At 56.4% G+C, this 25,570-nt stretch carries 24 protein-coding genes, 1 tRNA gene and 1 other RNA gene; 21 read left to right on the top strand and 5 right to left on the bottom strand.

Annotation, left to right across the window (positions count from 1 at the left end):
• Window positions 1–53 precede the first annotated feature (53 nt).
• From LJE94_06940 to LJE94_06925, 4 genes are all read left to right on the top strand, one after another.
• Complete coding sequence (locus LJE94_06940) at window positions 54–1,136, top strand: type IV pilus twitching motility protein PilT (protein MCG6909846.1); 1,083 nt, start codon at window positions 54–56, stop codon at window positions 1,134–1,136.
• A gap of 73 nt (window positions 1,137–1,209) precedes the next feature.
• Window positions 1,210–2,376 carry a PilT/PilU family type 4a pilus ATPase gene (locus tag LJE94_06935; protein MCG6909845.1) on the top strand — a complete coding sequence of 389 codons (1,167 nt, stop codon included), beginning with the start codon at window positions 1,210–1,212 and terminating at the stop codon, window positions 2,374–2,376.
• Window positions 2,377–2,429: 53 nt separating this feature from the next.
• On the top strand, window positions 2,430–3,092 hold the full coding sequence (locus tag LJE94_06930) for a zinc-ribbon domain-containing protein (protein ID MCG6909844.1): 663 nt from the start codon (window positions 2,430–2,432) through the stop codon (window positions 3,090–3,092).
• A gap of 56 nt (window positions 3,093–3,148) precedes the next feature.
• Window positions 3,149–3,307 (top strand): hypothetical protein, encoded by a 159-nt coding sequence (locus tag LJE94_06925; protein MCG6909843.1) that lies wholly within the window; start codon window positions 3,149–3,151, stop codon window positions 3,305–3,307.
• Between the two features lie 104 nt (window positions 3,308–3,411).
• On the opposite strand, the gene LJE94_06920 is transcribed toward LJE94_06925, so the two are convergent.
• From LJE94_06920 to tilS, 4 genes are all read right to left on the bottom strand, one after another.
• A complete protein-coding gene (locus LJE94_06920; GenBank protein ID MCG6909842.1) occupies window positions 3,412–4,341 on the bottom strand; it encodes a hypothetical protein in 930 nt (309 codons plus the stop codon).
• Window positions 4,338–5,216 carry a dihydropteroate synthase gene (gene folP, locus LJE94_06915; GenBank protein ID MCG6909841.1) on the bottom strand — a complete coding sequence of 293 codons (879 nt, stop codon included), beginning with the start codon at window positions 5,214–5,216 and terminating at the stop codon, window positions 4,338–4,340. Before folP ends, LJE94_06920 begins: the two co-directional genes overlap by 4 nt.
• Window positions 5,213–7,165, bottom strand: a complete 1,953-nt coding sequence (gene ftsH, locus LJE94_06910) for an ATP-dependent zinc metalloprotease FtsH (protein MCG6909840.1) — start codon at window positions 7,163–7,165, stop codon at window positions 5,213–5,215. Before ftsH ends, folP begins: the two co-directional genes overlap by 4 nt.
• A gap of 109 nt (window positions 7,166–7,274) precedes the next feature.
• Complete coding sequence (tilS, locus tag LJE94_06905) at window positions 7,275–8,747, bottom strand: tRNA lysidine(34) synthetase TilS (protein ID MCG6909839.1); 1,473 nt, start codon at window positions 8,745–8,747, stop codon at window positions 7,275–7,277.
• 89 nt (window positions 8,748–8,836) lie between these two features.
• On the opposite strand from tilS, the gene ffs reads away from it, so the two are divergent.
• From ffs to LJE94_06830, 15 genes are all read left to right on the top strand, one after another.
• An RNA gene (gene ffs, locus LJE94_06900) (signal recognition particle sRNA large type) lies at window positions 8,837–9,081 on the top strand.
• Window positions 9,082–9,244: 163 nt separating this feature from the next.
• Window positions 9,245–9,844, top strand: a complete 600-nt coding sequence (gene grpE / locus LJE94_06895; GenBank protein MCG6909838.1) for a nucleotide exchange factor GrpE — start codon at window positions 9,245–9,247, stop codon at window positions 9,842–9,844.
• A 72-nt stretch (window positions 9,845–9,916) separates the two neighbouring features.
• A complete protein-coding gene (gene dnaK, locus LJE94_06890; GenBank protein MCG6909837.1) occupies window positions 9,917–11,845 on the top strand; it encodes a molecular chaperone DnaK in 1,929 nt (642 codons plus the stop codon).
• Window positions 11,846–12,000: 155 nt separating this feature from the next.
• Window positions 12,001–12,390, top strand: a complete 390-nt coding sequence (locus LJE94_06885; GenBank protein MCG6909836.1) for a universal stress protein — start codon at window positions 12,001–12,003, stop codon at window positions 12,388–12,390.
• 72 nt (window positions 12,391–12,462) lie between these two features.
• Window positions 12,463–13,119 carry a methyltransferase gene (locus tag LJE94_06880; GenBank protein ID MCG6909835.1) on the top strand — a complete coding sequence of 219 codons (657 nt, stop codon included), beginning with the start codon at window positions 12,463–12,465 and terminating at the stop codon, window positions 13,117–13,119.
• A gap of 29 nt (window positions 13,120–13,148) precedes the next feature.
• Entirely contained in the window at window positions 13,149–14,729 is a 1,581-nt protein-coding gene (serA, locus tag LJE94_06875; protein MCG6909834.1) for a phosphoglycerate dehydrogenase, read from the top strand.
• A 97-nt stretch (window positions 14,730–14,826) separates the two neighbouring features.
• Window positions 14,827–15,207 (top strand): DUF1844 domain-containing protein, encoded by a 381-nt coding sequence (locus LJE94_06870; GenBank protein MCG6909833.1) that lies wholly within the window; start codon window positions 14,827–14,829, stop codon window positions 15,205–15,207.
• Window positions 15,204–16,082, top strand: a complete 879-nt coding sequence (ispE, locus tag LJE94_06865) for a 4-(cytidine 5'-diphospho)-2-C-methyl-D-erythritol kinase (GenBank protein ID MCG6909832.1) — start codon at window positions 15,204–15,206, stop codon at window positions 16,080–16,082. Before LJE94_06870 ends, ispE begins: the two co-directional genes overlap by 4 nt.
• Window positions 16,083–16,153: 71 nt before the next feature.
• Window positions 16,154–16,228 (top strand) — tRNA-Gln (locus tag LJE94_06860).
• A 119-nt stretch (window positions 16,229–16,347) separates the two neighbouring features.
• Window positions 16,348–17,286 (top strand): ribose-phosphate pyrophosphokinase, encoded by a 939-nt coding sequence (locus LJE94_06855; GenBank protein MCG6909831.1) that lies wholly within the window; start codon window positions 16,348–16,350, stop codon window positions 17,284–17,286.
• Window positions 17,287–17,411: 125 nt separating this feature from the next.
• Window positions 17,412–18,071 (top strand): 50S ribosomal protein L25/general stress protein Ctc, encoded by a 660-nt coding sequence (locus tag LJE94_06850; GenBank protein MCG6909830.1) that lies wholly within the window; start codon window positions 17,412–17,414, stop codon window positions 18,069–18,071.
• Entirely contained in the window at window positions 18,072–18,668 is a 597-nt protein-coding gene (gene pth, locus LJE94_06845; GenBank protein MCG6909829.1) for an aminoacyl-tRNA hydrolase, read from the top strand. It begins immediately after the preceding gene.
• Between the two features lie 19 nt (window positions 18,669–18,687).
• Window positions 18,688–20,700, top strand: a complete 2,013-nt coding sequence (locus LJE94_06840) for a sodium-translocating pyrophosphatase (GenBank protein MCG6909828.1) — start codon at window positions 18,688–18,690, stop codon at window positions 20,698–20,700.
• 141 nt (window positions 20,701–20,841) lie between these two features.
• Complete coding sequence (locus tag LJE94_06835) at window positions 20,842–21,399, top strand: CarD family transcriptional regulator (GenBank protein MCG6909827.1); 558 nt, start codon at window positions 20,842–20,844, stop codon at window positions 21,397–21,399.
• Between the two features lie 11 nt (window positions 21,400–21,410).
• A complete protein-coding gene (locus LJE94_06830; protein ID MCG6909826.1) occupies window positions 21,411–22,376 on the top strand; it encodes an RluA family pseudouridine synthase in 966 nt (321 codons plus the stop codon).
• 55 nt (window positions 22,377–22,431) lie between these two features.
• Here LJE94_06830 and LJE94_06825 read toward each other — a convergent pair whose 3' ends face one another.
• Window positions 22,432–22,806 (bottom strand): DUF1499 domain-containing protein, encoded by a 375-nt coding sequence (locus tag LJE94_06825; GenBank protein MCG6909825.1) that lies wholly within the window; start codon window positions 22,804–22,806, stop codon window positions 22,432–22,434.
• A gap of 309 nt (window positions 22,807–23,115) precedes the next feature.
• On the opposite strand from LJE94_06825, the gene LJE94_06820 reads away from it, so the two are divergent.
• Both LJE94_06820 and LJE94_06815 read left to right on the top strand, forming a co-directional pair.
• Window positions 23,116–23,838 (top strand): ABC transporter ATP-binding protein, encoded by a 723-nt coding sequence (locus LJE94_06820; GenBank protein ID MCG6909824.1) that lies wholly within the window; start codon window positions 23,116–23,118, stop codon window positions 23,836–23,838.
• The coding region (locus LJE94_06815) for an FtsX-like permease family protein (protein ID MCG6909823.1) at window positions 23,835–25,570 on the top strand (1,736 nt) is incomplete at its 3' end. The genes LJE94_06820 and LJE94_06815, both read left to right, overlap by 4 nt.

The following is a 25,570-nucleotide window of genomic DNA, read 5'->3' as shown; positions in this document are numbered from 1 at the left end:
TGCCGGGGGCGGGCATTCACTTCGGTTCCGGCTAGTCCGGGTTGGGAGCAAACATGGCGAAAATTGATGCTTTTTTTAAGTTGATGCACGAACAGGGTGCCTCGGACCTTCATCTCATGGCCGGCCAACCGCCCGCTTTACGGGTGAGAGGTGATATCGAAAGAGTCAAGTACAAGGTACTTACCAATGACGATCTGAGGAGCATGCTGTATGAGATCACACCCGAGGACAAAGTCAAGGTTTTCGAGGAAACCGGCGACGTCGACTTCGGGTACGAAATTCCCGGCCTGGCACGCTACCGCTCCAATTTTTTCATGCAGAAAAATGGCGTGGGCGCTGTTTTCAGGGAAATTCCCAGCGCGATCATGACCGCGGAGCAACTGGGGCTGCCGCCGGTCATCTCCAAGCTCTCCAGCCTGCCGCGTGGATTGGTGGTCATCACCGGGCCGACCGGCAGCGGTAAATCGACGACGCTGGCGGCCATTATCGACCAGGCCAACCGGACGCGAAGCGATCATATCATCACCATAGAAGACCCCGTCGAATTCGTGCACCACAGCCAGAAGTGCATTATCAACCATAGGGAAGTGGGGATCCATACGAAGTCCTTCACGGCCGCCCTGCGCGGTGCCCTGCGTGAGGACCCGGACATCATTCTGGTGGGCGAAATGCGTGATCTGGAGACCATATCACTGGCTATCGAAGCCGCTTCCACGGGGCATCTGGTGTTTTCGACCCTGCACACCACCAGTGCTCCGAAAACGGTGGACCGGATCGTGGAGGTTTTTCCCTCCAACGAGCAGGCCCAGATAAGATCCACGCTTTCGGACGGCATCCGGGCGATCATTGCCCAGGTGCTGTTCAAACGCATCGACCGCAAAGGGCGCTGCCCGGCTCTAGAAATCCTGATCGCCACGCCTGCGGTTCGCAACCTGATCCGGGAGTCGAAGACCCACCAGCTCAACTCCATGATGCAAACGGGGAAAAAGTACGGCATGCAGCTTTTGGATGAAGCCATCATGGATCTTTACAACAAGGGATGGATCAGTCCCGACGACGCGTACCAGAAATCGAACGACAAATCCCGTTTCAGGCCGCTGCTGAAGGCGCCGCCCACGGATTTTACTGAGGCCTAACCCTTATCGACCTCAGACGTTTGCATCCCTGAGGTCAGGACGACACCGTGTTCACGGTGAGCGAGGTGAATTTGTGAGAAAACAGGAAATTGACCACATATTGACCCGTATGCTCGATTCCCACACCAATGTGTCCGACTTGAACCTGACGGTGGGCAAACCCCTGCAGGTGGAAAGCGCCGGCCAGTTGGTTCCGGTGGAAATCAGGCCGAACATCAGGGAACTCACGCCGTTCCAGACCGAAATGTTCGCCATGAACCTGATCAACCGCGACCGCCGGCTGATAGAGGCCCTGGTAAACCATGGATCCTGCGACCTCTCCTACAGCCTGCCGGGAAAGGCGCGGTTCAGGGTCAACATTTTCAGCCAGTCCGGCAACTATTCCATCGTTTTGCGTCAGCTCGAGTCCAAGGTCCCGACGATCAAGGAGATGAATCTGCCCGAATCCTTTTACGAGGTCGCCAAGGAGATGAACGGCATCGTGTTCGTGACCGGGGCGACCGGTTCCGGCAAGTCCACTTCGCTGGCGGCCATGCTGGAAGAAATAAACGAGAAAAAATCCGCACACGTGATCACCCTGGAAGACCCCATCGAGTACCAGCATCCCCATAAGAAATCCACCTTTAACCAGCGGGAGTTGGGGACCGACTTCGACACCTTCGCCAACGGACTGAGGGCGGCCCTCAGGCAGGCGCCCAAGGTGATTCTGGTGGGCGAAATGCGTGACCGTGAAACGGTGGAGATCGGGCTGAGCGCTGCGGAGACGGGCCACCTGGTGCTTACCACGCTCCACACCGTCGATGCGGGACAGACCATCAACCGCATACTGGGTATGTTCAGCATCGAGGAGGAAAAGCAGATTCGCATACGTCTTGCCGAAACGGTGCGCTGGGTGATATCCCAACGGCTGATTCCGAAGATCGGCGGCGGGCGCATCGCCGCTTTCGAAATAATGGCGTCCAATCTGAGGGTTCAGGATGCCATTTTGCAGGGCGAATCGGAAGGGAAAACCTTCTATGAAATCATGCAGGCCGGCCGGCATAAGGGCATGACCACTTTCGATGACTATCTGGTTGGGTTGTACGAACAGGGGCTCATCACAGAGGAGAACGCCTTGGCGTACGCTTCCAGAAAGGGCGTGGCCGGCCGCGGCATCGATTCGGTGAAGCATGCCAGGGGAGAGGCCACCACGGATATCGATTCCCTGCAAATGGACCGCGATTATGACAAGATGCTGTGAGCATGCCCACATGTGACACCGTTTCTAATGAATGCAAAGGAGCTGATGGCACCATGGAGATAACCTGTGACAGCTGTCAAACCAAGCTGAAGATCGCCGATGAAAAGATTCCACTGGACCGGACGGCAACGTTCGCGTGCCCGAAATGCAAAGGGAAAATCACCATCACGGCGGACAGCCTTGCGGCCGCTGCGGCCGGGGAAACCGCCGGGACGGCGGCCGACCTGGGTTTCGAGGAAGAAACGTTCGAGACCAGTGAAGAAATCAAGGATGATCGACCTTTTCAGTTCATCGAGGAGGAGGGCAAGACCGCCGTGGTGTGTGAAACCGACCCCGTGATTCGCAAGCGGGCGGCAGACATCCTGAAGCTTCTGGAGTATCATGTCACCACCGCTCAGGATAACCGCGAAGCATTGAAGATGATGCGCTATCAAAACTTTGACGTGGTGGTGGTGAACGAAGCGTTCGGGACCGACGATCCTGATGCAAACGGCATCCTGATCTACCTGGAAAGGCTACAGATGGATGTCCGCAGGAACATGTTCGTGGCCATGATCAGCGAGAGGTTCAGGACCATGGACTACATGATGGCTTTCAACAGGAGCGTCAATCTGATCATCAACAAAGAGAACGCCGCCGACATGGACAAGATACTGTCCAAGGGAATTTCGGACTACGACATGTTCTATCGTATTTTTAAGGAAACCATGGTATAGCCTTTCGGCCCATACGCCGGGTGGAGAATCACAACCGTAACATAAGGATGCAAGGCTTGTCAGACAGAAAACCCTATACCTGCAATGAATACCGCGAGGAGATGCTGCTTTTAAGCCTGCAGCGGCGTTTGAACGCCGGGGACCTGACCGAAATGGAGCGCGAAAGACTGGAGCGACAGATCAGGGATCTCGAAGCGTCGATGGGCATGCAATAAGGTCCTTCATTTTCCACCGGCAATCGTTATGGAAACACGGTTGCCGTGTGGATACCTCACCGCATCGGTAGAACCCTTTCAATTCTCACAGGTTGAGCCAGCGATTACTGCTCCCTGACCGTTACCGTGAAAATTTCCGGGCTCACGCCCACGAGGGCCGTCGTCACCGGCAGCGCAATGGTGGCCCGCCGCACGTACACACCGGGCTTCAGGGCGGCCAGGTCCAGATAGACGGCAAATTCCTCATTGTCCTCCAGGGCGCTCACGACATTCACCGGTCCTTTGACATCGATGGATATCACCGGCGGGGTGATGCTGAAAGGGTATGTGGCGTTGTAGCCCTTCACCGGCAGTTTCTTGAAGCTTCTCGTGACCATTTTTCCCTCGATGTCGATGTGGGCGATAATCGGCTCCGATGGAAAGAGAACTTTCACGTTTTCCACCAAATCGAGGGTGATTTCCTTTTTAAACGATTCGGTTGCCCCTGAAATATCGATCGGGTTGGTGGTTATATGCCCGATGCTGTTCAGAACGTCCTGCGGTCCGCTGAGTTCGGCTTTCGACGGCGAAGCCGACGTCCCCGTCACACGGAATCCGGGAGAGACTTCACCTTCCGTGGAAACGACCACCATCACTTCTTTTTTAATTTCCCTGTCGATGCGCACGGTGATCGCCGGGGTGATGGTTTTTACAATGGAAATACCCTTGGGGAGCTTGATCCGTTCGGAAAGAATGGGGATGGTGTGAACGCCGTCCGCCAGGGCGGAGAGGTCCAGCTCGTAAACCAGCTTGGCCCCTCGAAGGCGCTGCAGCTGTTCAGCCGAACCGCTTACCTGGATTTCAATCCCCTGAATGGACGGCCTCGTCATGATCAAGCCGGGCTTGACATTGACGGCCTTTACCGGGATTTTCAAGCTGGTGTCTATGACTTCCTGGTTGGCCCGCACCTGGAATCCGGTGCCCATGATCAGAATCGCGCTGAAAAGAACCGTGATCGATGAAAACAGGAGCGGGATCAGAGTGCCCTTTTTCAAGATGCCACCTCGGCCTGTTTGATCGCCGTCAGCACGTTTACCGTGGCACGGGTGTTGGCGACGTCGTGAACCCTCACGATATGGGCGCCCTTCATGACCGCCGCCGCAACGGTGGCCTGTGTACCGGTTTCTACAAAGGGATGCGCAGGGGGAAGCTCGGGCATCGCTTCGTTCGTGAGTGTTTTGCGAATGAAAGCCTTGCGGGACGAACCCACCAGCACCGGCCTGTCAAGCGATTCCATGAATTCGAGATGCTTCAGGATTTGAAGGTTGTGACCGGTGGTTTTGCCGAATCCGATGCCGGGGTCCAGGATAATCCGGGTTCGCGAAACACCGTGCTTTTCGGCGGTGACCATGGCTTTTTCCAGAAACGTGTTGATTTCAGCGAACAGGTTCCCGTAGCGTGGTTCGACCTGCATGTTTTTAGGGGTACCCTGCATGTGCATCAGGATCAGGGGAACATCGTAGTCGGCGGCAACGTCTGCAAGACCGACGTCCAGCCTCAGTGCCCCTATGTCGTTGACTATCGACGCACCGGCACGCAGAGCCGCTTCGGCCACCGCCGCCTTGGTGGTATCGATGGATATGGGGGCGGCGATCCTTCGGGAGAGGGTTTCGATCACGGGAATGACGCGCTGTATCTCCTCTTTTGCCGACACCCCCTCGGAAAAGGGCCGTGTGGACTCCCCGCCGATGTCGATGATGTCGGCGCCGGCCGCTGCCATTTGCTCGCCCCGCTCCACGGCTTCGTCAGGGCGGATGTACTTCCCGCCATCTGAAAAGGAGTCCGGGGTTACATTGAGGATGCCCATAATGAGGGTACGGGGCCCCAGGGTCAGGCGGTATTTCCCCCACCGCATCACATAGGTCTTCATCTGTCCGTCCGGTCTTCACTTCCGGTTCGATCACCTGGCGGGGGATCGTTTTCAGGGGGAACATCTTCGGCTGCGTCGTCGGCTGATTGTCGATCACCCGCGTCGTCGTCGGCCTCCCCATCCGTTTCCTTGCCCAGCGGGCTGGACGGCAGTTCGATGCCGGGCCTTGCGGTGCGGATGAGTTCATCGAGTTCGGCCCCCATCACGGTTTCCTTTTCCAGGAGCAGCTCCGCCAGCTGGTGCAGGATATCGATGTTTTCGCTCAGAACCTTTTTCGCGCCCTGATAGGCATCATCGATCAACCGGCTGATTTCATCATCGATTGTTTTGGCGGTTGCCTCCGAGTAATCTCTGTGTTGGGCGATCTCGCGGCCAAGGAAGATCTGTTCTTCATCCTTGGAATAGGACAGAGGGCCCAGCACGTCGCTCATGCCCCATGCACGAACCATTTTCTGGGCCAGGTCGGTGGCCTGCTTGATATCGTTGGACGCCCCGGTGCTGATGCGGTTGAAAATGATTTCCTCGGCGACGCGCCCGCCGAAAGCCACGGACAGTTCGCTTTGAAGCTGGTCCTTGTATTTGAAATCCCTTTCCTCGGGCAGGAACCAGGTGACGCCGGCGGCCCTTCCCCGGGGGATAATGGTTATTTTGTTGACGGCATCCGTGTGAGGGAGAAAGCGGGCCACCAGGGCATGGCCGCCTTCGTGGTAGGCCGTGGTCTTGCGGTCCTCCTCCCTGATGACCTTGGACTTCCTTTCCAGTCCCATGTACACCTTGTCCTTGGCGTCTTCAAAATCCCGCATGTCGACCTTTTCCTTGTTCCGCTTGGCGCCGAGCAGGGCAGCTTCGTTTACCAGGTTTTCAAGGTCCGCGCCGGAAAAGCCGGGCGTGCCCTTGGCCAGAATGACGGCGTCGACATCGGGAGCGATGGGGGTTTTTTTCATGTGCACCTGCAGGATTTTCTGACGGCCCTTGATGTCCGGCAGGGGCACCACTACCTGGCGGTCGAAGCGCCCGGGACGCAGCAGGGCGGGGTCGAGAACATCGGGGCGGTTGGTGGCGGATATCAAGATGACCCCTTCATTGGATTCAAATCCGTCCATCTCCACCAGCAACTGGTTCAGGGTTTGCTCCCTCTCGTCATGCCCGCCGCCCAGACCGGCGCCCCGGTGACGGCCGACAGCGTCGATTTCGTCGATGAAGATGATGCAGGGCGCATTCTTTTTTCCCTGGACAAACAGGTCTCTGACCCGTGAGGCGCCGACGCCTACGAACATTTCCACAAAATCAGAGCCGCTGATGCTGAAAAAGGGAACACCGGCTTCGCCGGCAATGGCTCTGGCAAGCAGCGTCTTGCCCGTACCGGGAGAACCCATCAGTAGAACGCCTTTGGGGATTCGCCCCCCCAGGCGCGTGAATTTTTTCGGCTCCCTCAAAAACTCGACGATTTCCCCGAGTTCCTCCTTGGCTTCATCGATGCCGGCGACATCTTCGAAGGTGACTTTTGCGGACTGGTCGGAAAGCAGCCTGGCGCGGCTCTTGCCGAAAGACATGGCCTTTCCGCCCCCTGACTGCATCTGACGCATGAAGAAGATCCAGACGCCGATCAAAAGAATCATGGGGAACCACGAGATGAGCACGGACATGTACCACGGGGCCTCGGCGGGCGGCTTGGCATTGATGACCACGCCCTTGTTCCTGAGGAAGGTGATGAGGTCCGGATCCTGGGGCGCATATATTTTGAATCGATTCCGGCTCGTGTCGGTTACGAAAAGTTCCTGACCCTGGATGACCACTTCGCTGATGCGTTCATCCTTAACCATGGATAGAAAATCGGTGTAGCTCACATTGGTTTCGGGTTGATTCTGTTGGTTGAAAAGGTTGTAGAGCATGATCATCATCAGCGTGATGACGAGCCACAAGGCCAGATTTTTATAAAACGGATTCAAATGAGGGTCCCTCCTGTTTCAGTACCGTGTTGCGACGGTCCGTGCCTGTTCCGGAATCCGGTGCATTAACCCATTGTTCAAATTACGACAAAATAATCATTTTTAGCTTTCAGGCAAGCAAAAGTTCCATTTTGAGAATGCGGCGGGTTGCCGCCCCCACCTTGAAGTGGTCGTCAATGCGGTGCCCGACCACCCAGACGATGCGTCCCCGGTTGAGCAGAATGGGGCAGGTTTGGCGCAGGCGGTGTGCGACCTTGTGATCGATAAAAAATTTCGAAACCTTCTGGGAACCGTTAAGACCCAGCGGGGTGAAGCGGTCGCCGGCCTGATAGCGTCTCAGCATTAAAGGAAATGCAAGTTTTTCCATATCAAAAAAACCACAATTTTGTCCAGCAGATGCGACGCCGGGCATCTCGTCGCGATCTAAGACCGACAGGAGGAGCTTCTGTCCGGTTTCCTCGATCAGCACGGTGCTTGTCCGGCCTGCCGGGGGGGCGATGTCATACCGGAACCCGACGCTCTTTTCCGGCGGGCGGCCGGGTGACGTTTCCCTCAGGGGCCGGTTTTCCCGGGTAATGACGAGTTCCAGTTTCCGCCGCCTTGCCAGGATCCTGCCGGGGAGGTGGCGTTCACGCCCGGCATGCTTTTTCAGGAGGAGGTCGGCAACCCCGCTGACATGGGCGAAGGTGATGCCCCTGAGATCGCCTTTCAGTTTTTCTAGGGCAGTTCTCAACACCCTTCTCAAGGCGGCCACGGGCAGGCCGGAGAGATATGCCGCGGACAGAATCACCTGCCCGCCGTCCGATTCGACAGTGGCGGCATCCAGCATGCCGGCAACTATTTTTTGCAGCCATGCCTCCTCTTCCCGGACAATGGCCGCCGTGCGCACGAGGGTTTCCGGCAACCTGGGATTGACGTTGCGGCACAGCTCCGGGATCAGCTTGTTCCGGATACGATTTCGAAGGAAGCCCGGGTCCCGGTTGGATGCGTCCTGTACAAAGGAGATGTGCCCGGCCTGCAGATAGGCGATGATATCCCTGCGCCTCACGTCGATGAGGGGGCGGACAATCGATCGGCCCCTGACAGGCGCTATGCCGGCGATACCGCCCGGGCCGCTGCCCCGCAGCAGATTCATCAACACCAGCTCGGCACTGTCGTCCGCATGATGGCCTATGGCGATTTTTCGATAGCCGTTGGCTGCGGCTGTCTTTTCAAAAAACGCATACCTTGCCCGCCTGCTCCTTTCTTCGAGGTTCCCACCTTCCTTTTCCCGCAGTTTTTGTATATCCTTTTTAAAGGTGTGGCAGGTAATGTTCAGCTTTTGGGCGAGCGTCGAGACAAAGGCGGCATCGCTGTCGGAAGCCCGCCCCCTCAGTGAGTGGTTGAGATGGGCCACGCCGAGACGGAGGCCCAGGCCCGCGGACAGTTCGATCAGCACATGCAACAGGGCCACGGAATCGGGCCCGCCCGAGACCGCCACCAGGACCGCGTCGCCGCGCCGCAGCATCCCCCACCGGCTTACGGTGCCGGCAACCGTGGCAACAAGCGGGTGCACCTGCTTATGCTCGATTGCTCCGTGCATGGGTAAGGAATCTAGCCTTTAATCAAAATGAAGTCAATTTTAAAAATCTCCTTGAAAACGGCGGTTTGATGCTTAATTTAAAAAATTGGTTGTGCTAGGTGGGGAGTTAGCGGTGCCCTTTTCCCGAAATCCGCTTACGCGGGGCTGAATTCCCTTCCGAGGGTTTTTACCGAGAGCCTTGCCTGCCAGTCCGATCGGCCGCCGCGCAACAGCCGGCTGCGAACCTCGTCAGGTCCGGAAGGAAGCAGCGATAAGTGGTGCAGGTTGTGTCGTGGATCGATTCCGGTCAAGCATTGGCGCAAGGCACAGGAGAGACACGAAGAAGGGTGCACAACCATTCTGAATTTATATGTTTTTATGCTTGCCTGCCTAGGATGAAAATTGCTTTTCACTGCCTTGACAATGAATCATATCGACTTATTTTCTATCAACAATGAACGCGCCGGGCGCAGGTCGGCAATATGCGTATTCGGCCCGTGTGAGGAGATTCGTATTCAATGCCAGGTAAAAAATCAGTGAAAGTCGATGTCAAGTCAGATCCATCCTCTGAAGAGGCGGATGCAACAGAACAGCTGGAGGCAGCTGCCGAAGAGGGGGCCGAGGAAACCGGCGTCGATGTCGAAAAGAAACTCGAAGAAGCAGAGGCTGAGGCCAGGGAAAACCACGACCGTTTCCTGAGGGTGTCCGCGGAATTTGAGAATTTCAAAAAGCGGAAGCAGCGTGAAATGGACGATTTCAGGAAATTCGCCAATGAAACGCTGTTCAGGGAATTGCTGACGGTCGTCGACAACCTCGAAAGAGCCGTGGGTTCCTTTGCGGAAGCATGCGAAAGCAAGCAGCTGTTGGAAGGCGTTGAACTGACCCTGAAGGAAATTTTGAAAATATTCGAAAAATTTGACGTCAGACCCATCGAGGCGGTGGAAAAAGCCTTCGACCCGTCGGTGCACCAGGCCGTGTTGCAGGAGCCTTCCGAAACCCATGCGGAGAATACGGTCATCCGTGAATTCCAAAAGGGCTACACCATCCATGATCGGTTGCTTCGGCCGGCAATGGTGGTTGTTTCCAAGTCAGCGACCACCGAAGCGGGTGAGGCTTGATCAGAATGCTGACACTTTGAAAAGAATGGATAAATGAAAATAAAGCAATAGTTCGTTCAAGGAGGAGAGAAAATGGGTAAGATAATCGGAATCGATCTTGGAACAACCAACTCCTGTGTGGCCGTTATGGAGGGAGGGGATGCCAAGGTCATCACCAACCCGGAGGGTGGCCGTACCACGCCTTCCATCGTGGCAGTGTCGGACAGTGGGGAGCGGCTCGTCGGTCAGATTGCAAAACGGCAGGCGATTACCAATCCGGAAAACACCGTTTTCGGTGTAAAGAGATTGATCGGACGGAAGTTCGCTTCACCCGAGGTTCAGAGTGACATCAAGATTCTTCCCTACAAGATCACGCAGGCAGACAACGGCGACATTCGCATCGATCTGCGGGGCAAACTCACCAGTGCTGCGGAAGTATCCTCCTATATCCTGGCAAATATCAGGAAAACGGCCGAAGAGTACTTGGGAGAGACGGTGACCGATGCGGTGGTGACGGTTCCGGCCTATTTCAACGACAGCCAGCGGCAGGCGACCAAGGACGCCGGAAGAATTGCCGGGCTGAACGTCCTGCGGATCATCAACGAGCCTACCGCCGCGTCCCTGGCGTACGGGCTCGACAAAAGAAGCGAAGAGAAGATCGCGGTCTTCGATCTTGGCGGTGGAACCTTCGATATTTCCATTCTGGAGATCGGCGAAGGGGTGTTCGAGGTCAAGGCGACCAACGGGGACACCCACCTTGGCGGCGAAGACTTCGACCTGCGCCTGATCGATTACCTGGCGGATGAATTCAAAAAAGATCAGGGCATCGATATCCGGGGAGACAAAATGGCCCTTCAACGCCTCAAGGAAGCCGCGGAAAAGGCGAAGATGGAACTTTCCAGCTCCATAGAGACGGACGTCAACCTGCCGTTTATCACCGCCGATGCAAGCGGGCCCAAGCATTTGAACATAAAAATCACCCGGGCGAAGCTGGAATCCCTGATTGCCGATCTTCTGGACAAGTTGGAACCTCCGTGCCGCACGGCGCTCAAGGATGCCGGCCTTTCCGCGAACGAGATCAACGAAGTCATCCTGGTGGGCGGCATGACGCGTATGCCGGCCGTGCAGAACCGGGTCAAGAACATCTTCGGCAAGGAACCGCACAAGGGCGTCAACCCGGATGAAGTCGTAGCCTTGGGAGCGGCCATACAGGGCGGCGTCCTCAAAGGGGATGTCAAGGATGTGCTGTTGCTGGACGTTACCCCCCTGTCTCTCGGGATCGAAACCCTCGGCGGGGTCATGACGAGGCTCATCGAAAAAAACACCACCATTCCCACTAAAAAGAGCCAGACATTTTCTACCGCAGCGGACAACCAGCCGGCCGTGTCCATCCACGTCCTGCAGGGGGAACGCGAGATGGCGGCAGGAAACAAGACCCTGGGACGTTTTGAACTGGTGGGCATCCCTCCGGCCCCCAGGGGCGTTCCCCAGATCGAGGTGACCTTCGACATAGACGCCAACGGCATCGTCAACGTTTCGGCCAAGGATCAGGCCACCGGCAAGGAGCAGTCCATTCAGATAACCGCCTCCAGCGGACTTTCCAAGGAGGAGATCGACAACCTGGTGAAAGATGCGGAAATGCACGCCGATGAAGACAAGAAGAAAAGAGAGCTTGTCGATACCCGCAACTCGGCGGACGCCCTGATCTATTCGACTGAAAAATCCCTCAAAGAGATGGGTGAAAAGGTGGATGCCGAGACGAAGTCCAACATCGAATCCGCCGCCGCATCGCTGAAAAAAGCCATGGAAGGCGAAGACGTCGAAGAGATCAAGCGCTTGAGCGAAGCGCTGACCCAGGCATCGCACAAGCTGGCCGAAGCCATGTACCAGCAGGCCTCGCAGGACCAGGGGCAAGCCGATGGCGGCCCGCAGGGTGCCGGTTCCGCCGCGGACGGCGGCGCTCCCGATGACGATGTCGTCGATGCCGATTTTGAAGAAGTCAAAGGCGAAGACCAGAAATAAACGTCTTTTATCGAGGCCGAACAAAAATCCCGCGCGCACAACAGTGCCGCGGGTTTTTTGTATTTGACACCCGTTTCGTCCTTATAATAGATAAGATTTGTTCGAATTAAGGGTAATCCGTATTTCCCATTGAAAATCAAACCGGGGGGGAGACTATGATCATTGTCGGACTAGACGACTCAAAAGTGGCGCAGGAAGTTCTCGAATTGGCCGTCAGGCATGCCAAGGCATTCGGAACAACGATCGTGCTGGTGACGTCCATGAAAGGGGGCCCGGATGTCCCCAGGCGGGAGTTTGTCCGGGCGGAAAAACTGCTTTCGAAGGCCGAAGCGTTCCTGCAGGAGGCGGATGTCGCCTGTGAAGGGAACATGTCCGTGCGAGGTCTCGAACCCGGGGAGGACATTGTCAAATTTGCCGAGGAAAAAGGGGCCGAACAGATAATCATCGGTGTCAAACGGCGGTCAAAAGTCGGAAAGCTCCTTTTCGGTTCCAATGCGCAGTATGTCATCCTGAATGCGCCCTGCCCGGTCGTGACGATCCGTTAGGGCACACAAATCACAAATCGAGGAGGTGCACTGCACATGGCGGGCAGACCTCAACGATGGGGCAGCGTCTGAATGGACACCATAGAAGACTTTCTGGCGTCGTATGAAACCACCACCCGCGAGATGACCATTCATGGGCGGCGCTACACGTTCAGGGTACCCCTGGATATCGACCGTTTTATCGAGGCCGACGATCCGCTGCAGCATTTTCCCTTGTGGGCCAGAATCTGGAAGGCCTCCTGGATAATGGCCGACCACCTTGCAAGGATGCCGGTTGCGGCCGGCGGCTCCATTCTTGAAATCGGCGCGGGTCTCGGTGTCGCGAGCATCGTCGCATCCTCCCTGGGGCACAGGGTAACCATGACGGAGTACGACGCGCATGCCCTGGCGTTTGCGCGGGCCAATGCGGCCATCAACGGGTGCGACGATTTGAGGATCGCGCGCCTGGATTGGCATGCCCCCGATTTCAAGGAACGATTCGACACGATTGTCGGTTCCGAGGTGTTGTACCACGAGAGGGATTTTGATGCCCTGATGCATCTGTTCACGAATTACCTGAACACGACCGGCCGGGTCTTTCTGAGCATGAAGCCAAGGCGTTCGGCGCTGGCCTTTTTCAACCGTGCCCAGAAAAAATTCAAGATCAGCATGAAGAAAATCGGCATGAAAGCGCAGGACGAAGACAGTCAGATTTTCCTATGCCGCATGGTGCGCAGGGAGAATGCCTGACTTATGCACAAGCATAATACGAGGTAATGATGAAAGTACTGGTAAGCGATAATCTGGGTGAAGTGGGGATAGAGATGTTCAGGGCGGCGGAAGGCCTGGACGTGGATGTCAAGACAGGCTTGTCTCCGGAAGAACTGGCCGCCATTATCGGGAGATATGATGCCCTGATCATCCGCAGCGCCACCAAAGTAACCGATGCGCTCCTGGAGCGTGCGGGGAGGCTGAAGGTCGTGGGACGGGCGGGCATCGGCCTGGACAATGTGGACATCCCGGCGGCAACCAAAAGGGGGATCGTCGTCATGAACACCCCGGGAGGCAACGTGGTGACAACCGCCGAGCACACCATTGCCATGATGCTGTCCCTGTCGCGCAACATCCCCATGGGGACCGGTACCATGAAAGACGGTATGTGGGAGAAGAAAAAGCTCCAGGGGAGGGAAATCTATAATAAAATACTGGGGGTTATCGGATTCGGCAAAATCGGCTCCATCGTGGCGGACCGTGCCCGCGGCTTAAAGATGCGCGTCGTGGTTCACGATCCCGTCGTCACCCCCGAACAGATCGAAAAAGCCGGTTTCGAGAGCGTGTCCCTGGATGAACTCTATCGAAAGGCCGACTACATCACCATCCACGTGCCGAAGCTCAAGAGCACCATCGACCTGTTGGATAAGGCGGCTTTCGCCAAGATGAAGGACGGCGTCATGGTGATCAACTGCGCCCGCGGGGGCATTGTCAATGAAAAGGATCTCTACGATGCCATCGTTTCCGGAAAGGTGGCGGGTGCGGCACTGGATGTATTCGCAACCGAACCACCGGGAGCGTCGCCCCTTTTCGAACTGGATCACGTTGTCTGTACCCCGCATCTGGGGGCGTCCACCCGGGAGGCGCAGACAAATGTGGCCGTTGCGGTGGCGGAGCAGATCATCGATTATTTAAAGACCGGTACGATTGTCAACGCGGTCAACGTCCCTTCGGTAACCGGTGAGCTTCTAAAAAAAATGGGGCCGCTTCTGAACCTGGGGGAAAAAATGGGCAGCCTCCAGGCTCAGCTTATCTCCGGACCGCTCGAGGAGGTGGTTATCGAATACAACGGTGATTTTCAAGATCTCGACATGGCCCCGGTTTCAACCGCCTTCATGAAGGGGCTGATGTCGCCGATGGTGAAGGATGACGTCAATTTTGTAAATGCCAAGGTTCTGGCTCAGGAAATGGGCATCAAGATTACCGAGTCGGCCCGTATGGAATCGGAGGATTACCTGAATCTGGTGACCGCGAAGGTGCGGTCCACGGAGATGACCAGTACGGTGTCGGGCACGATTTTCGGCAAACAGGATCCCCGCATTGTCAAAATCGACAAGTTCAGGCTTGAAATGATCCCCCTCGGGCACATGGTCCTGATAAACAATATCGACCGTCCGGGATCCATCGGTGAAATCGGCACCACCCTCGGCGACAACGGCATTAACATAGGACGGATGCAGGTGGGGCAGGAAGAGGATGGAGACCGCAACATTATCTTCATTCAGACGGACACGCAGATTTCGGAAAAGGTGATGGGAGATATCAGGGATCTCGGGTCGGTAAAGACCGCCATTCCGCTGGAGTTTTAGCGGCACGGGCAGAAGGAGAGAGCCGGAAGGCGGGAGGCGGGATGCCGGGGGCATCGAACGCCTTCACCCCAAGCACCCTATCAACAGGAGCAGAAAGATGACAGAAGAAGAAAAAGACTTTGTAGTCAAGGACAAACGGGTTTTTTCGGAGGAAGACCGGGCGGAGGACGCAAAAGAGGAGCAGGAAACGCCTCCTGAAAGGAAAGCCGGACAGCGCGATGAGGGCTACGCCCTGCCGGAAATCAACTTTCCGACGTTCATCTTTTCATTGAATTCATCCGCTCTGCTGAACATGGGGGTTATCGAAGACCCCGCCACCGGGCAAAAAAATGAGAATCTGCCTCTGGCAAAACAGACCATCGACATTCTGGGGATGCTCGAAGAAAAGACCAAGGGCAATCTTACGGATGACGAAGCCGCGATGATCAAGAATATTCTTTATGAATTGAGGATGTTATATGTAAAAGCGAAGGGTTGAGCACCTTGATTGTCAAATCACCGGCCAAGGTCAACCTCTTCCTGCATGTTACCGGTAAGCGACCCGACGGCTATCACGACCTGCTGTCACTGATGTGTTGTGTATCGCTTTACGACCACCTGGAGCTGAAGCCTTCGGCTGAACCGGGGATCCGGATCCGCTGCCGGGACAAGGGGGTCCCCGAGAACGACTCCAATCTGGCCTACAAGGCGGCGGACCTTTTTTTCAGCAGATTGGGATGCGACCCCGCTTTGCCGCAAGATGAAAACCGGGGCGGGTTGACGATCCGCATTGAAAAAAACATACCGGTGGCGGCGGGCCTGGGGGGAGGCAGCAGCAATGCCGCGGCTGTCCTGTCGGCGCTCAACAAGCTGTATGGCTTCCCGTTTTCAGCAGTGGACTTGCGCGACATGGGCCTGTCCCTGGGGGCGGATGTCCCCTTTTTCCTTTTCGGGTCTCCGGCCATCGCCGGCGGCATTGGTGAGAAGCTTAAGAAATATGAAAAATTAAAGAGTTATACCATATTGCTTGTCTGCTTTGAATTCACGGTTTCCACGGGTTGGGTGTATAAAAATCTTAATTTAAGATTGACAAAGTGTAAAAAACAACTTAGAAATTTTCTTTTTGGGGAGGCTGAATTCGATGTCGGGCGGCACCTTTGCAATGACTTGGAGACCGTAACCGCCGCGCGGCATCCCGAAATCCAGCAGGCAAAAAAGGATCTCATGGCCCTGCAGGCAAGGGGAGCTCTGATGTCGGGCAGCGGGCCCACCGTTTTCGGCATTTATGCCGGAGCGGACAAAGCCCGAAATGCACGGGAAGCGCTTGCCGTCGATGGTGTCCGAAAGGCCTTTGTTGCGGATTTACTGGTATAACCCGCAGTCGTGGAAGGTGGCCGCCGAAAGGACGCGTTGGTTTTATGCACGGTGCCGCGCTGGTTGTCCGTTGGGGCGTCGTCAAGTGGTAAGACACAGGATTTTGGTTCCTGCATTCGGAGGTTCGAATCCTCCCGCCCCAGCCAGGCGCAGGTTCCGGCCATTCCTTTTCAGGCAGGGGACAGCCGGTGTGAAACGGGAAAACGTGTTTGGGTTGCAAGGGACAGAATTCAAAAACAATTAGCATAGGCTGTCGAGGAGACGCATGGAAGACCCCATCATCTTTGCCGGTAACTCGAACCCGGTTCTCGCAAAAAGAATCTGTGATTACCTGGAACTGCCTCTCGGGGGGGCCAAGGTTAAGACATTCAGCGACGGCGAGATTCAAATCGAAATCGACGAGAATGTGCGGACGAAAACGGTCTATGTGGTTCAGTCGACGTGCCGGCCGGTCAATGACAATCTGGTGGAACTGTTGTTGATGATCGATGCCCTGAAACGCTCCTCGGCCCACAAGGTTAACGTCGTCATGCCTTATTTCGGTTATGCGCGCCAGGACAAGAAGGTGGCGCCGCGCGTACCCATCAGTGCCAAGTTGGTGGCCAACCTCCTGGCAACCGCGGGTGCCGACAGGGTGATCACCATGGATCTGCACGCGGGTCAGATACAGGGCTTTTTCGACATACCGGTGGACAACCTGTTTGCGGCGCCGGTGCTGATCGAATACATAAAAAAACAATTTACGGATAATCTCGTCGTCGTATCCCCGGACGCCGGCGGAGTGGAAAGAGCCCGGGCGTTTGCCAAACGCCTCGGGGCCGACCTGGTCATCATCGACAAACGGCGCTCGGCCCCCAACGTGGCCAAGGCGATGGCGGTTATCGGCAATGTTGCCGGCAAGGTTGCGGTGATTCTGGACGATATGGTGGACACTGCGGGAACCTTGACGGAGGCGGCCGAAGCCATCGTCAGAGAAGGCGCCCGGGAGGTGCATGCCTGTTGCGCCCATCCGGTGCTTTCCGGGCCGGCCGTGGACCGCATTCGGGAGTCATCCCTGAAAACCATGGTGGCGACCGACACGATCCCGCTGAGCGCAAAGGCAGAAGTATGTGATAAAATTAAGGTCCTGTCTATATCGACCCTGGTGGGCGAAGCCATCATAAGAAGTTACACAGGCGATTCGGTTACATCCCTGTTTGTGTGATTTGCATACAGCCCGTACCGCATGCGGCCCGGGATGAATGCAAATTTAGATCGAGATCAGTCAGTCATCGATGACGCCGCATTACATAAAATCGTGCAGCGATTTTATTTTAGGAGGAATTATTTTTGAAAAAAATTGAACTGAAAACAAAACTGAGAACAACGGTGGGCAACGGACCGGCCAGGGTGTTACGGCGCGAAGGCTTGATCCCGGCGGTGCTGTACGGCCCCGATACAGAAACGATCATGCTGAGCGTTCCGACCAGGGCGCTGGAACTGGTCACCAAATCGGCCAATGTCGGTCAGTTGCTTCTGAACCTGACGATAGAGGGCGATGCAACCGTCACCAAGACGGCTATGGTGCGCGAACTGCAAACCCATCCGCTTTCCGGCGACCTCATCCATGTCGATTTTTACGAAGTCGACATGTCGCGCAAGATAACGGTCAACGTTCCCATCGTGACCACCGGTACTTCGAAGGGCGTTGAAATGGGCGGTATGCTCCAGCTGGTCAGGCGGGAGTTGGAAGTGCTCTGCCTGCCTGATGAAATTCCCGAGGCCATCGAAGTCGACATCACCGATCTGGAGATCGGAGATTCTCTGCATGTCGAGGAGATTGTGCTGGGGGACAACGTCGAAATGCCCGCCGATGTCAATTTTACGGTGATGACGGTCCTGGCGCCGGTTGCCGAGGAAGAAGAGGAAGAGGAAGAGGGCGAAGAAGAAGAGGGGGTTGAAGCGGAAGCCGGCGAAGAGGCGGGTGAGGCTGCCACCGACGAAACTTAAATGCCCGGAAAGGATTTACGGCTCGTGGTCGGACTCGGCAATCCGGGAAGCGACTACGCGGCCACCAGACACAATGCCGGGTTCCTCGTGGTGGACGCACTGGCGCAAGCCTGGTCCATTCCCATCCACCGGAAAAAATTCAACGCCGAGCTGGGGCGCGGCCGGATAAAGGGCATCGACACCCTGCTGATGAAGCCCCTGTCGTACATGAACAGAAGCGGCGCGCCCGTAAAGCAGGTCGGCGATTATTTCAGAATATCGTATCGGGAAATGTTGGTCATCCATGACGACATAGACCTAGAGTTCGGAAGGATAAAAATAAAAGAGAAAGGAGGGCATGGCGGACACAATGGCGTAAGATCCATCATCGATACGCTGGGTGAGGATACATTTGCCCGTCTTCGCCTGGGTATCGGGCGTTCCGGAGAAGATGGTACCGTGACCAACCACGTTCTGGGCCAGTTTGGAAGGCAGGAGAAAACCGCCCTGGAAAAGGTTGTCGCACGGGCCCGGGACGCTGTTGAAACAATCCTTTGTGAGGGTACAAGGGAAGGCATGAACAGGTTTAACGACAGAAGCATTCACTTTTTAAGCTAAACATCAGATGGAGGAAAGAATGGAAGTTGTAATGAACAATATCCCGTTGATTTGCACGCTAGTGGGCGTCGCCGGTGTACTGTTTTCGATTATAATTGCAACCGTCGTCAAAAGCGCTCCGGCGGGCGATGAGAAAATGCAGTCCATCGCCAATGCCGTCAAGGAAGGCGCCATTGCGTATCTGAATCGCCAGATGAAGAGCATGGGCATCGCCGGTGCGATTATTTTCATCGTTATTTTTGCCACCATGGGCGCCAAGACCGCCATCGGTTTTCTGATTGGTGCGGTGGCCTCTTTTATGGCCGGCTACATCGGCATGCGCGTATCGGTTATCGCCAATGTCCGTACGGCGGAAGCCGCCAAGAAGGGCATGGCGGCCGGGCTGGCCATGGCTTTCAAGGGTGGATCCGTCACCGGCATGATCGTTGCCGGTCTGGCGCTCACGGTAACCGCCGGTTACTACACCTTCACCCATGACGTCATCGCCCTGGTAGCCCTGGGCTTCGGCGGCAGTCTCATCTCTATTTTCGCTCGACTGGGCGGCGGTATCTTCACCAAAGGCGCCGACGTGGGCGCCGACCTGGTGGGCAAGGTCGAAGCCGGTATCCCCGAAGACGACCCCAGAAACCCGGCCACCATCGCCGACAACGTGGGCGACAACGTGGGTGACTGTGCCGGTATGGCAGCCGATCTTTTCGAAACCTACGCGGTTACGGCGGTCGCCGCCATGCTGATCGGCCACCTGCTGTTCCCCAAGGTCACCATGGCAACTGAATTTCCGTTGGTTCTGGGCGCCATCTCCATTATCGCCTCCATTATCGGCGTGTTTTTCGTCAGGCTCGGAAAGAGCGAATACATCATGGGCGCTCTTTACAAGGGCATGTTCGGCTCCGCCATTATCGGCGCGGTGGCATTCTACTATGCCTGCAACAAGTTCATGGTGGGTGTGGGTGATCTTTCACCCATGGCGATCTACTACTGTTCCCTGATCGGCCTGATACTGACGGTCGTGATCGTTATCATCACCGAGTATTACACCGGTATTTACGGCCCGGTTAAGGGCATTGCCGAAGCCTCCACCACCGGCCACGGCACCAACATCATCGCCGGCCTGGCCGTCAGCATGCAGGCCACGGCCGCTCCGGTTCTGGCCATCTGCCTGGCCATCGGGCTGGCCTTCAACTTTGCCGGTCTGTACGGCATCGCCATAGCCGCCATGTCCATGCTGTCCATGACCGGTATGGTCATCGCCATCGACGCCTACGGCCCCATTACAGACAACGCCGGCGGCATCGCCGAGATGGCCGAAATGGACGAGAGCGTGCGTGCGGTCACCGACCCGCTGGATGCCGTCGGCAACACCACCAAGGCCGTTACCAAGGGCTACGCCATCGGTTCCGCCGGTCTGGCCGCCCTGGTGCTTTTTGCCGCCTACGTGCAGGAATTCGCCATGCATGGCGGTGAAGCCGGAGCCATCAAGTTCGACCTGAGCGACGTCAACGTAATCATCGGCCTTTTCATCGGCGGCCTTTTGCCCTACCTGTTCGCCTCCATCGCCATGAAAGCGGTGGGTAACGCCGGCGGCGCCGTCGTGGACGAAGTTCGTCGCCAGTTCCGCGAAATTCCGGGCATTATGGAAGGTACGGCCAAACCGGACTACGGCAGATGCGTCGACATCGTCACCAAGTTTGCCCTCAAGGAGATGATCGTTCCGGCCCTTTTGCCGGTCGTCACTCCGCTTCTCGTGGGCTTCTTGCTCGGCAGAATCGCCCTGGGCGGACTGCTTATCGGCAGCATCGTGACCGGTGTGTTCGTGGCGCTTTCCATGACCACGGGCGGCGCTGCATGGGACAATGCCAAGAAGTACATCGAAGACGGCCACCTGGGCGGCAAGGGCAGCGATGCCCACAAAGCTGCGGTTACCGGTGACACCGTCGGCGACCCGTACAAGGATACGGCAGGTCCCGCGGTCAACCCGATGATCAAGATCCTGAATGTTGTGGCCCTGCTGATGGTACCGTTCCTGATGTAGCCCTGCAGCATTCGAGATAGCTTCGCAATGAAAGGATTGGCGCGCTTGCGCGCCGATCCTTTTTTTCGTTGATTGTTCCCATAAGGAATGGTATGATAAGCATCTTGAATAAAATCGGAACCAAAGGCTTCTGGGGTAATAATGTCAAATACAGTGGATAAAGAGACGCCTGCAAACGACCAGGAGGACATACGCAAATTCGAGGTCGGCGATCTGGCTGTCTACCCGGCACACGGTGTGGGGCGGATCGAGGCGATCGAAAGCAAGGTCGTCAACGGCGAGACCCATGATTTTTATATCATGAAGATCATCGAAAACGGTATGGTCATCATGATCCCCACGTGGAATGTCAAAGCCGTGGGGCTGAGGGATGTCATCAGCAAAGAAGAGATCCCCAAGATAATCGAGGTCATGAAAGCCAAGCGCGAATCCGGCATCGATAACCAGACCTGGAACCGGCGCTACCGCGAATATATGGATAAAATAAAAACCGGTTCCCTTTACGAAGTCGCCGAAGTGTTCCGGGATCTGTCCGTATTGAAACTGACCAAAGACCTCTCGTTCGGTGAGCGCAAATTGTACGACACCGCGCAGGGGCTGCTGGTCAAAGAACTTTCCACAGCCAGGAATACGAAAGAGGAGATCGTCGTCTCCGAGATCGAGTCGCTTTTCACCCCCCCTGAACAGGAAGAAGCATAACCGCTTCCGTCATGTCCGGCCAGGGCCCTTTCTCTTTTACTGTCCAACATTCGGAGCATGATCAACGCGTGGATGTCGTCGTGTCCACGCGCCTCGAGGAATGTTCCCGATCGTTTGCCGCGACCCTGATCCACAATGACTTCATCAGGGTGAATCGAGCCGCTGTAAAGCCGAGCCATCGCCTGAAAACCGGGGATGTGGTCGAGGGGGAGATCCCGCCGCCGAAACCGGTTGATTGCGCACCGGAACCGATCTCTCTCGATTTTCTTTACCAGGACAGCGCGTTGGCGGTAGTCAACAAACCGGCCGGCATGGTGGTGCACCCGGCGCCGGGAAACTATACGGGAACGCTGGTCAATGCCCTGTTGTTTCATTGTCCGGATTTAAGCGGCATCGGCGGCGACATCAGACCCGGCATCGTGCATCGCCTGGACAAAGGAACCTCCGGTGTCATGGTGATCGCCAAGAATGGATCGGCGCTGGATGCGCTCGTTCGGCAGTTCAAGGAACGCTCGGTGAGGAAGACCTACCTGGCCGTCGTTCACGGTAATGTAAAGGCAGATTCGGGAGAAATGCGCCTTCCCATCGGTCGCCACCCCACCCAGCGCAAAAAGATGTCGACAAGCAGCAGAGCGGGCCGCCCGGCCGAGACCTACTGGCGGGTCGTTGAGCGTTTTGGAGGGTTCACCCTGCTGCGCCTCGATCTGAAGACCGGGCGCACCCACCAGATCCGGGTGCACTGCGCAGCCATGCACCACCCGGTCGTAGGCGACCCCGATTATGGCGGGCGGCACGCCTCCCGGATTTCCGCCGATGCTTCCACCGGCGTCAGGCATCTCGTTCAAAACGTCGAACGCCAGATGCTGCACGCCCACAAGCTGCAAATCATCCATCCCGTTACCGGTGAAAGGATGCGCTTTACGGCACCGGTGCCCGCAGACATGCAGGCGCTCATGGACGGCCTCCGTCCAGGGTGACACCCGTGCAGGTCCTACGGGTCCGGATATCTACTTATTCTAGTGGGTTGTCTGGTTATCGGATAAGTGCCGCAGCCCTTAGTTGCTTTCGCAAACGTTCGACCCGGCGGCGGTTGACACCCAGGTCATAGTGGCCGCTCCGGGATGCCGAACGGATGTGGATAACATCGGTTTGCGGGTCGAGTCTCAATTCCAGATCGTCGACGAAGCCAAAAATCCTGCTTTTAAGGGTCGCGTGCAGGTATCGATCGGTGGCTGTGACAATTTCGCTGCGCGGCAAACGGCCGATCAGCACCTGGATGTCCGCCCATTCCGTATCTGAGCGTCCTGCTAATTGCATGGGGGCAACGGCCTGTCCAGGAGCCGACGCCTCGCTCGATACGCAATTGGGACGGTCCGGACAGGGGGCCAAGCTATCATGTGCTTTCATATCGAATTTTCTTTGGCTTCCGGAGCAACCCGTGACAGCGCCGGTCAAAGCGATTGCCAGAAGGGCCGCCCACAAAAAAGGCGCTATGGGATGTCTTGTTTGCATCGGTTGATCACCATTTATTTTACGAACGGTGCCGGTTTGTCAACAAAGCAATTCGATCCGGCATAGCACAACCGGCTCGAGGTCCTGTACAATATCTGCTGGCAATCCTATATGAATACGGGTATAAATGGTGCCCACAGGCAGTATGCCAGCTTGAAAATATCAGGAACGGCTTTTTAATCAAGTTTTAATTGGAACAGACGTATGTCGATCGATATAGATGTGGAATCCGAACCAGTGGGCGGCCGAAACCAACCACTCATCTCCGCCAGGGGGCTTACACGGGTCTATTCCATGGCAAGGAGCCAGGTGGTCGGTGTCAATGCCATCGATATGGATATCGGTAACGGACAACTGGTGGTACTCAGGGGAAACAGCGGTTCGGGAAAAAGCACCCTGTTGTCTTTGCTGGCCGGTCTGGATCATCCCACAAGCGGCACCCTGCTGGTGGGGGGGGTTGACCTGGCCACGGCTTCGGACAGGGAACTGACACGGTTTCGACGCGAAAAGATCGGTATGGTTTTCCAGTCCTTCAACTTGCTTCCCACCCTCGATGTTTTGGAGAATACCTGTCTTCCCGCCTTTTTCGCCGGAAAACCGGTGGCCCAAACCAGAGAAAAGGGAAAGGGGCTTCTCGACTGGCTGGGCCTTGCACCCCGCCTCAACCACCTGCCGGCCCAACTCTCCGGTGGTGAAATGCAACGTACCGCCATTGCGCGGGCCCTGATAAACGACCCGGACATTATTTTGGCGGACGAGCCCACCGGCAACCTCGACAGCCACAATGCCGAGACGGTCATTCAACTGCTGGCAAAACTCCATCAGGAATCCGACCGGACCATCATCATCGCCACCCACAGCTCCCTGGCGGACCCTCTGGCAACCATGCGGGTCCTGATGAAGGACGGCGAGATCAGCATTTCATGATGGGCCGGGCGATATTCTTCATACGGCTGTTTGTCTGGTTCAGCCTGCGCGATATGCGCAGGCATCCCGGCCGAGCCTTGATGGTGCTAGGCGGCATCGCCATCGGTGCGGCCGTTTTTGCCAGTGTGCGCCTTTCCATCGATGCCACCATGGACAGCTTTACCAAAAGCGTTAATCTGATTGCCGGCCAGGCCGATCTCGTCATCACACGACCGGGTGGATATGTGCCTGAAACCGTCATCGCCCGGCTTTTTAAAAACGCCGCCATCCGTGAGGTTTCTCCGGTAAGCACCACCTATGTGCTTCCTCGTAAAAAGGGCGCCGACGCCTTTCTCCTCATCGGTATCGATCCGATTTTAGACCGTCCTTTCAGAAGCTGGCAAGTCGCCCGGACGGGCGATCGGCAAAACCAGGCGTGGCTTTCCCTGTTGAGCCGCCCCTATACGCTGATGCTGGGGGCGCCCCTGGCCCGGACCCTGGGGCTCGGTCAGGGAGATTCCCTTGAGCTGATGCATGCCTTTCAGGCGCATCGCTTCGACATTGCCGGCATACTGGACCGTGACGGTTTGGCACTCGCTGAAGGCGGCCATGTTGCCGTTACGGACATGGCCACCTTTCAGGAGTTCACCGGCTCCTACGGCCATGTCGATCGTGTGGATATCATGCTCGACAAGCGCTTGAACGCAGATGACCGGCAGGCCTTACGGCAGCAGCTTCCCGAAGGCATCGTTTTAGGGCCGCCCACGGCGACGGGAGAAAGCGGCAAGGGCATGATCAGAGCCTATCAGCTCAATCTTTCCATATTGAGCTTTGCTTCACTGTTCGTGGGCATGTTTCTCGTCTACAGCCTGGTGGCCCTCAATGCGGCCTCGCGCCGCAAAGAGCTGGCTATTTTGAGAGCCCTGGGCGCCTCCGCCAACCACTTATTTTTCGTCTTTATCGCAGAAGGGGCTTTCTTGGGGCTGCTGGGCTGGCTCGTGGCTCTGCCTTTGTGGAATCTCCTGGTAATATACATGCTCGACGGGGTCAGCCAGACGGTTTCCACGCTTTTTCTGAGGGTCAGGGTGGAAAGCCTGAGCCTGGATACCTGGGAAATTGTGTTCAGCCTGGCGACGACCCTGTTGGTTGCGGTGACGGCTGCATTTCAGCCGGCCTGGGAAGCCCGGCAGGTGCCTCCCAAGGAAGCGCTGGAAACGTCGCAGACAGGCAAAGGATACGCTCGTAACACGGCCAGATTTGCCGTGGCGGGGACCGTCTGCATTTTTTTGGCCTGGCCGCTTGCCCAGGCACCCCCCATAGCCGGTATTCCTTTCTGGGGCTATCTGGCCATTTTACTGATTTTTATCGGGTTTTCCCTGAACGCGCCGTCCCTGTTCAGGTTGACCGGCCGTTGCCTTTCACCCATCGTTTTTAGGCGAATCGGTATCGCCGCTTATCTGGCCATGCGCTATGTGCGTGACAGCGGGGTCCGGTCCGCGGTGTCCATCGGCGCCCTGATCACGGCGGTCGCTCTTTTTACCTCGCTGGTGATCATGATACACAGTTTCCGCCACACGGTTACCTACTGGACCGAACAGACCATTCAGGGAGACCTGTTTGTTTCCGCCAGAATGGCCCCTATCCACCGGTTTAAATATCCTATTCCCGCTGCCGCCTTGAAAACCATCGATGGCTATGCCGACGATATAGACATCGTTCCCAACAAGCGCTATTTTTTGACCTACAACGGCTT

Source organism: Deltaproteobacteria bacterium, from assembly GCA_022340465.1.
GTDB lineage: Bacteria > Desulfobacterota > Desulfobacteria > Desulfobacterales > B30-G6 > JAJDNW01.
The sequence above is the reverse complement of the archived record's forward strand: the minus strand, read 5'-3'. Positions and strand labels throughout refer to the sequence as shown.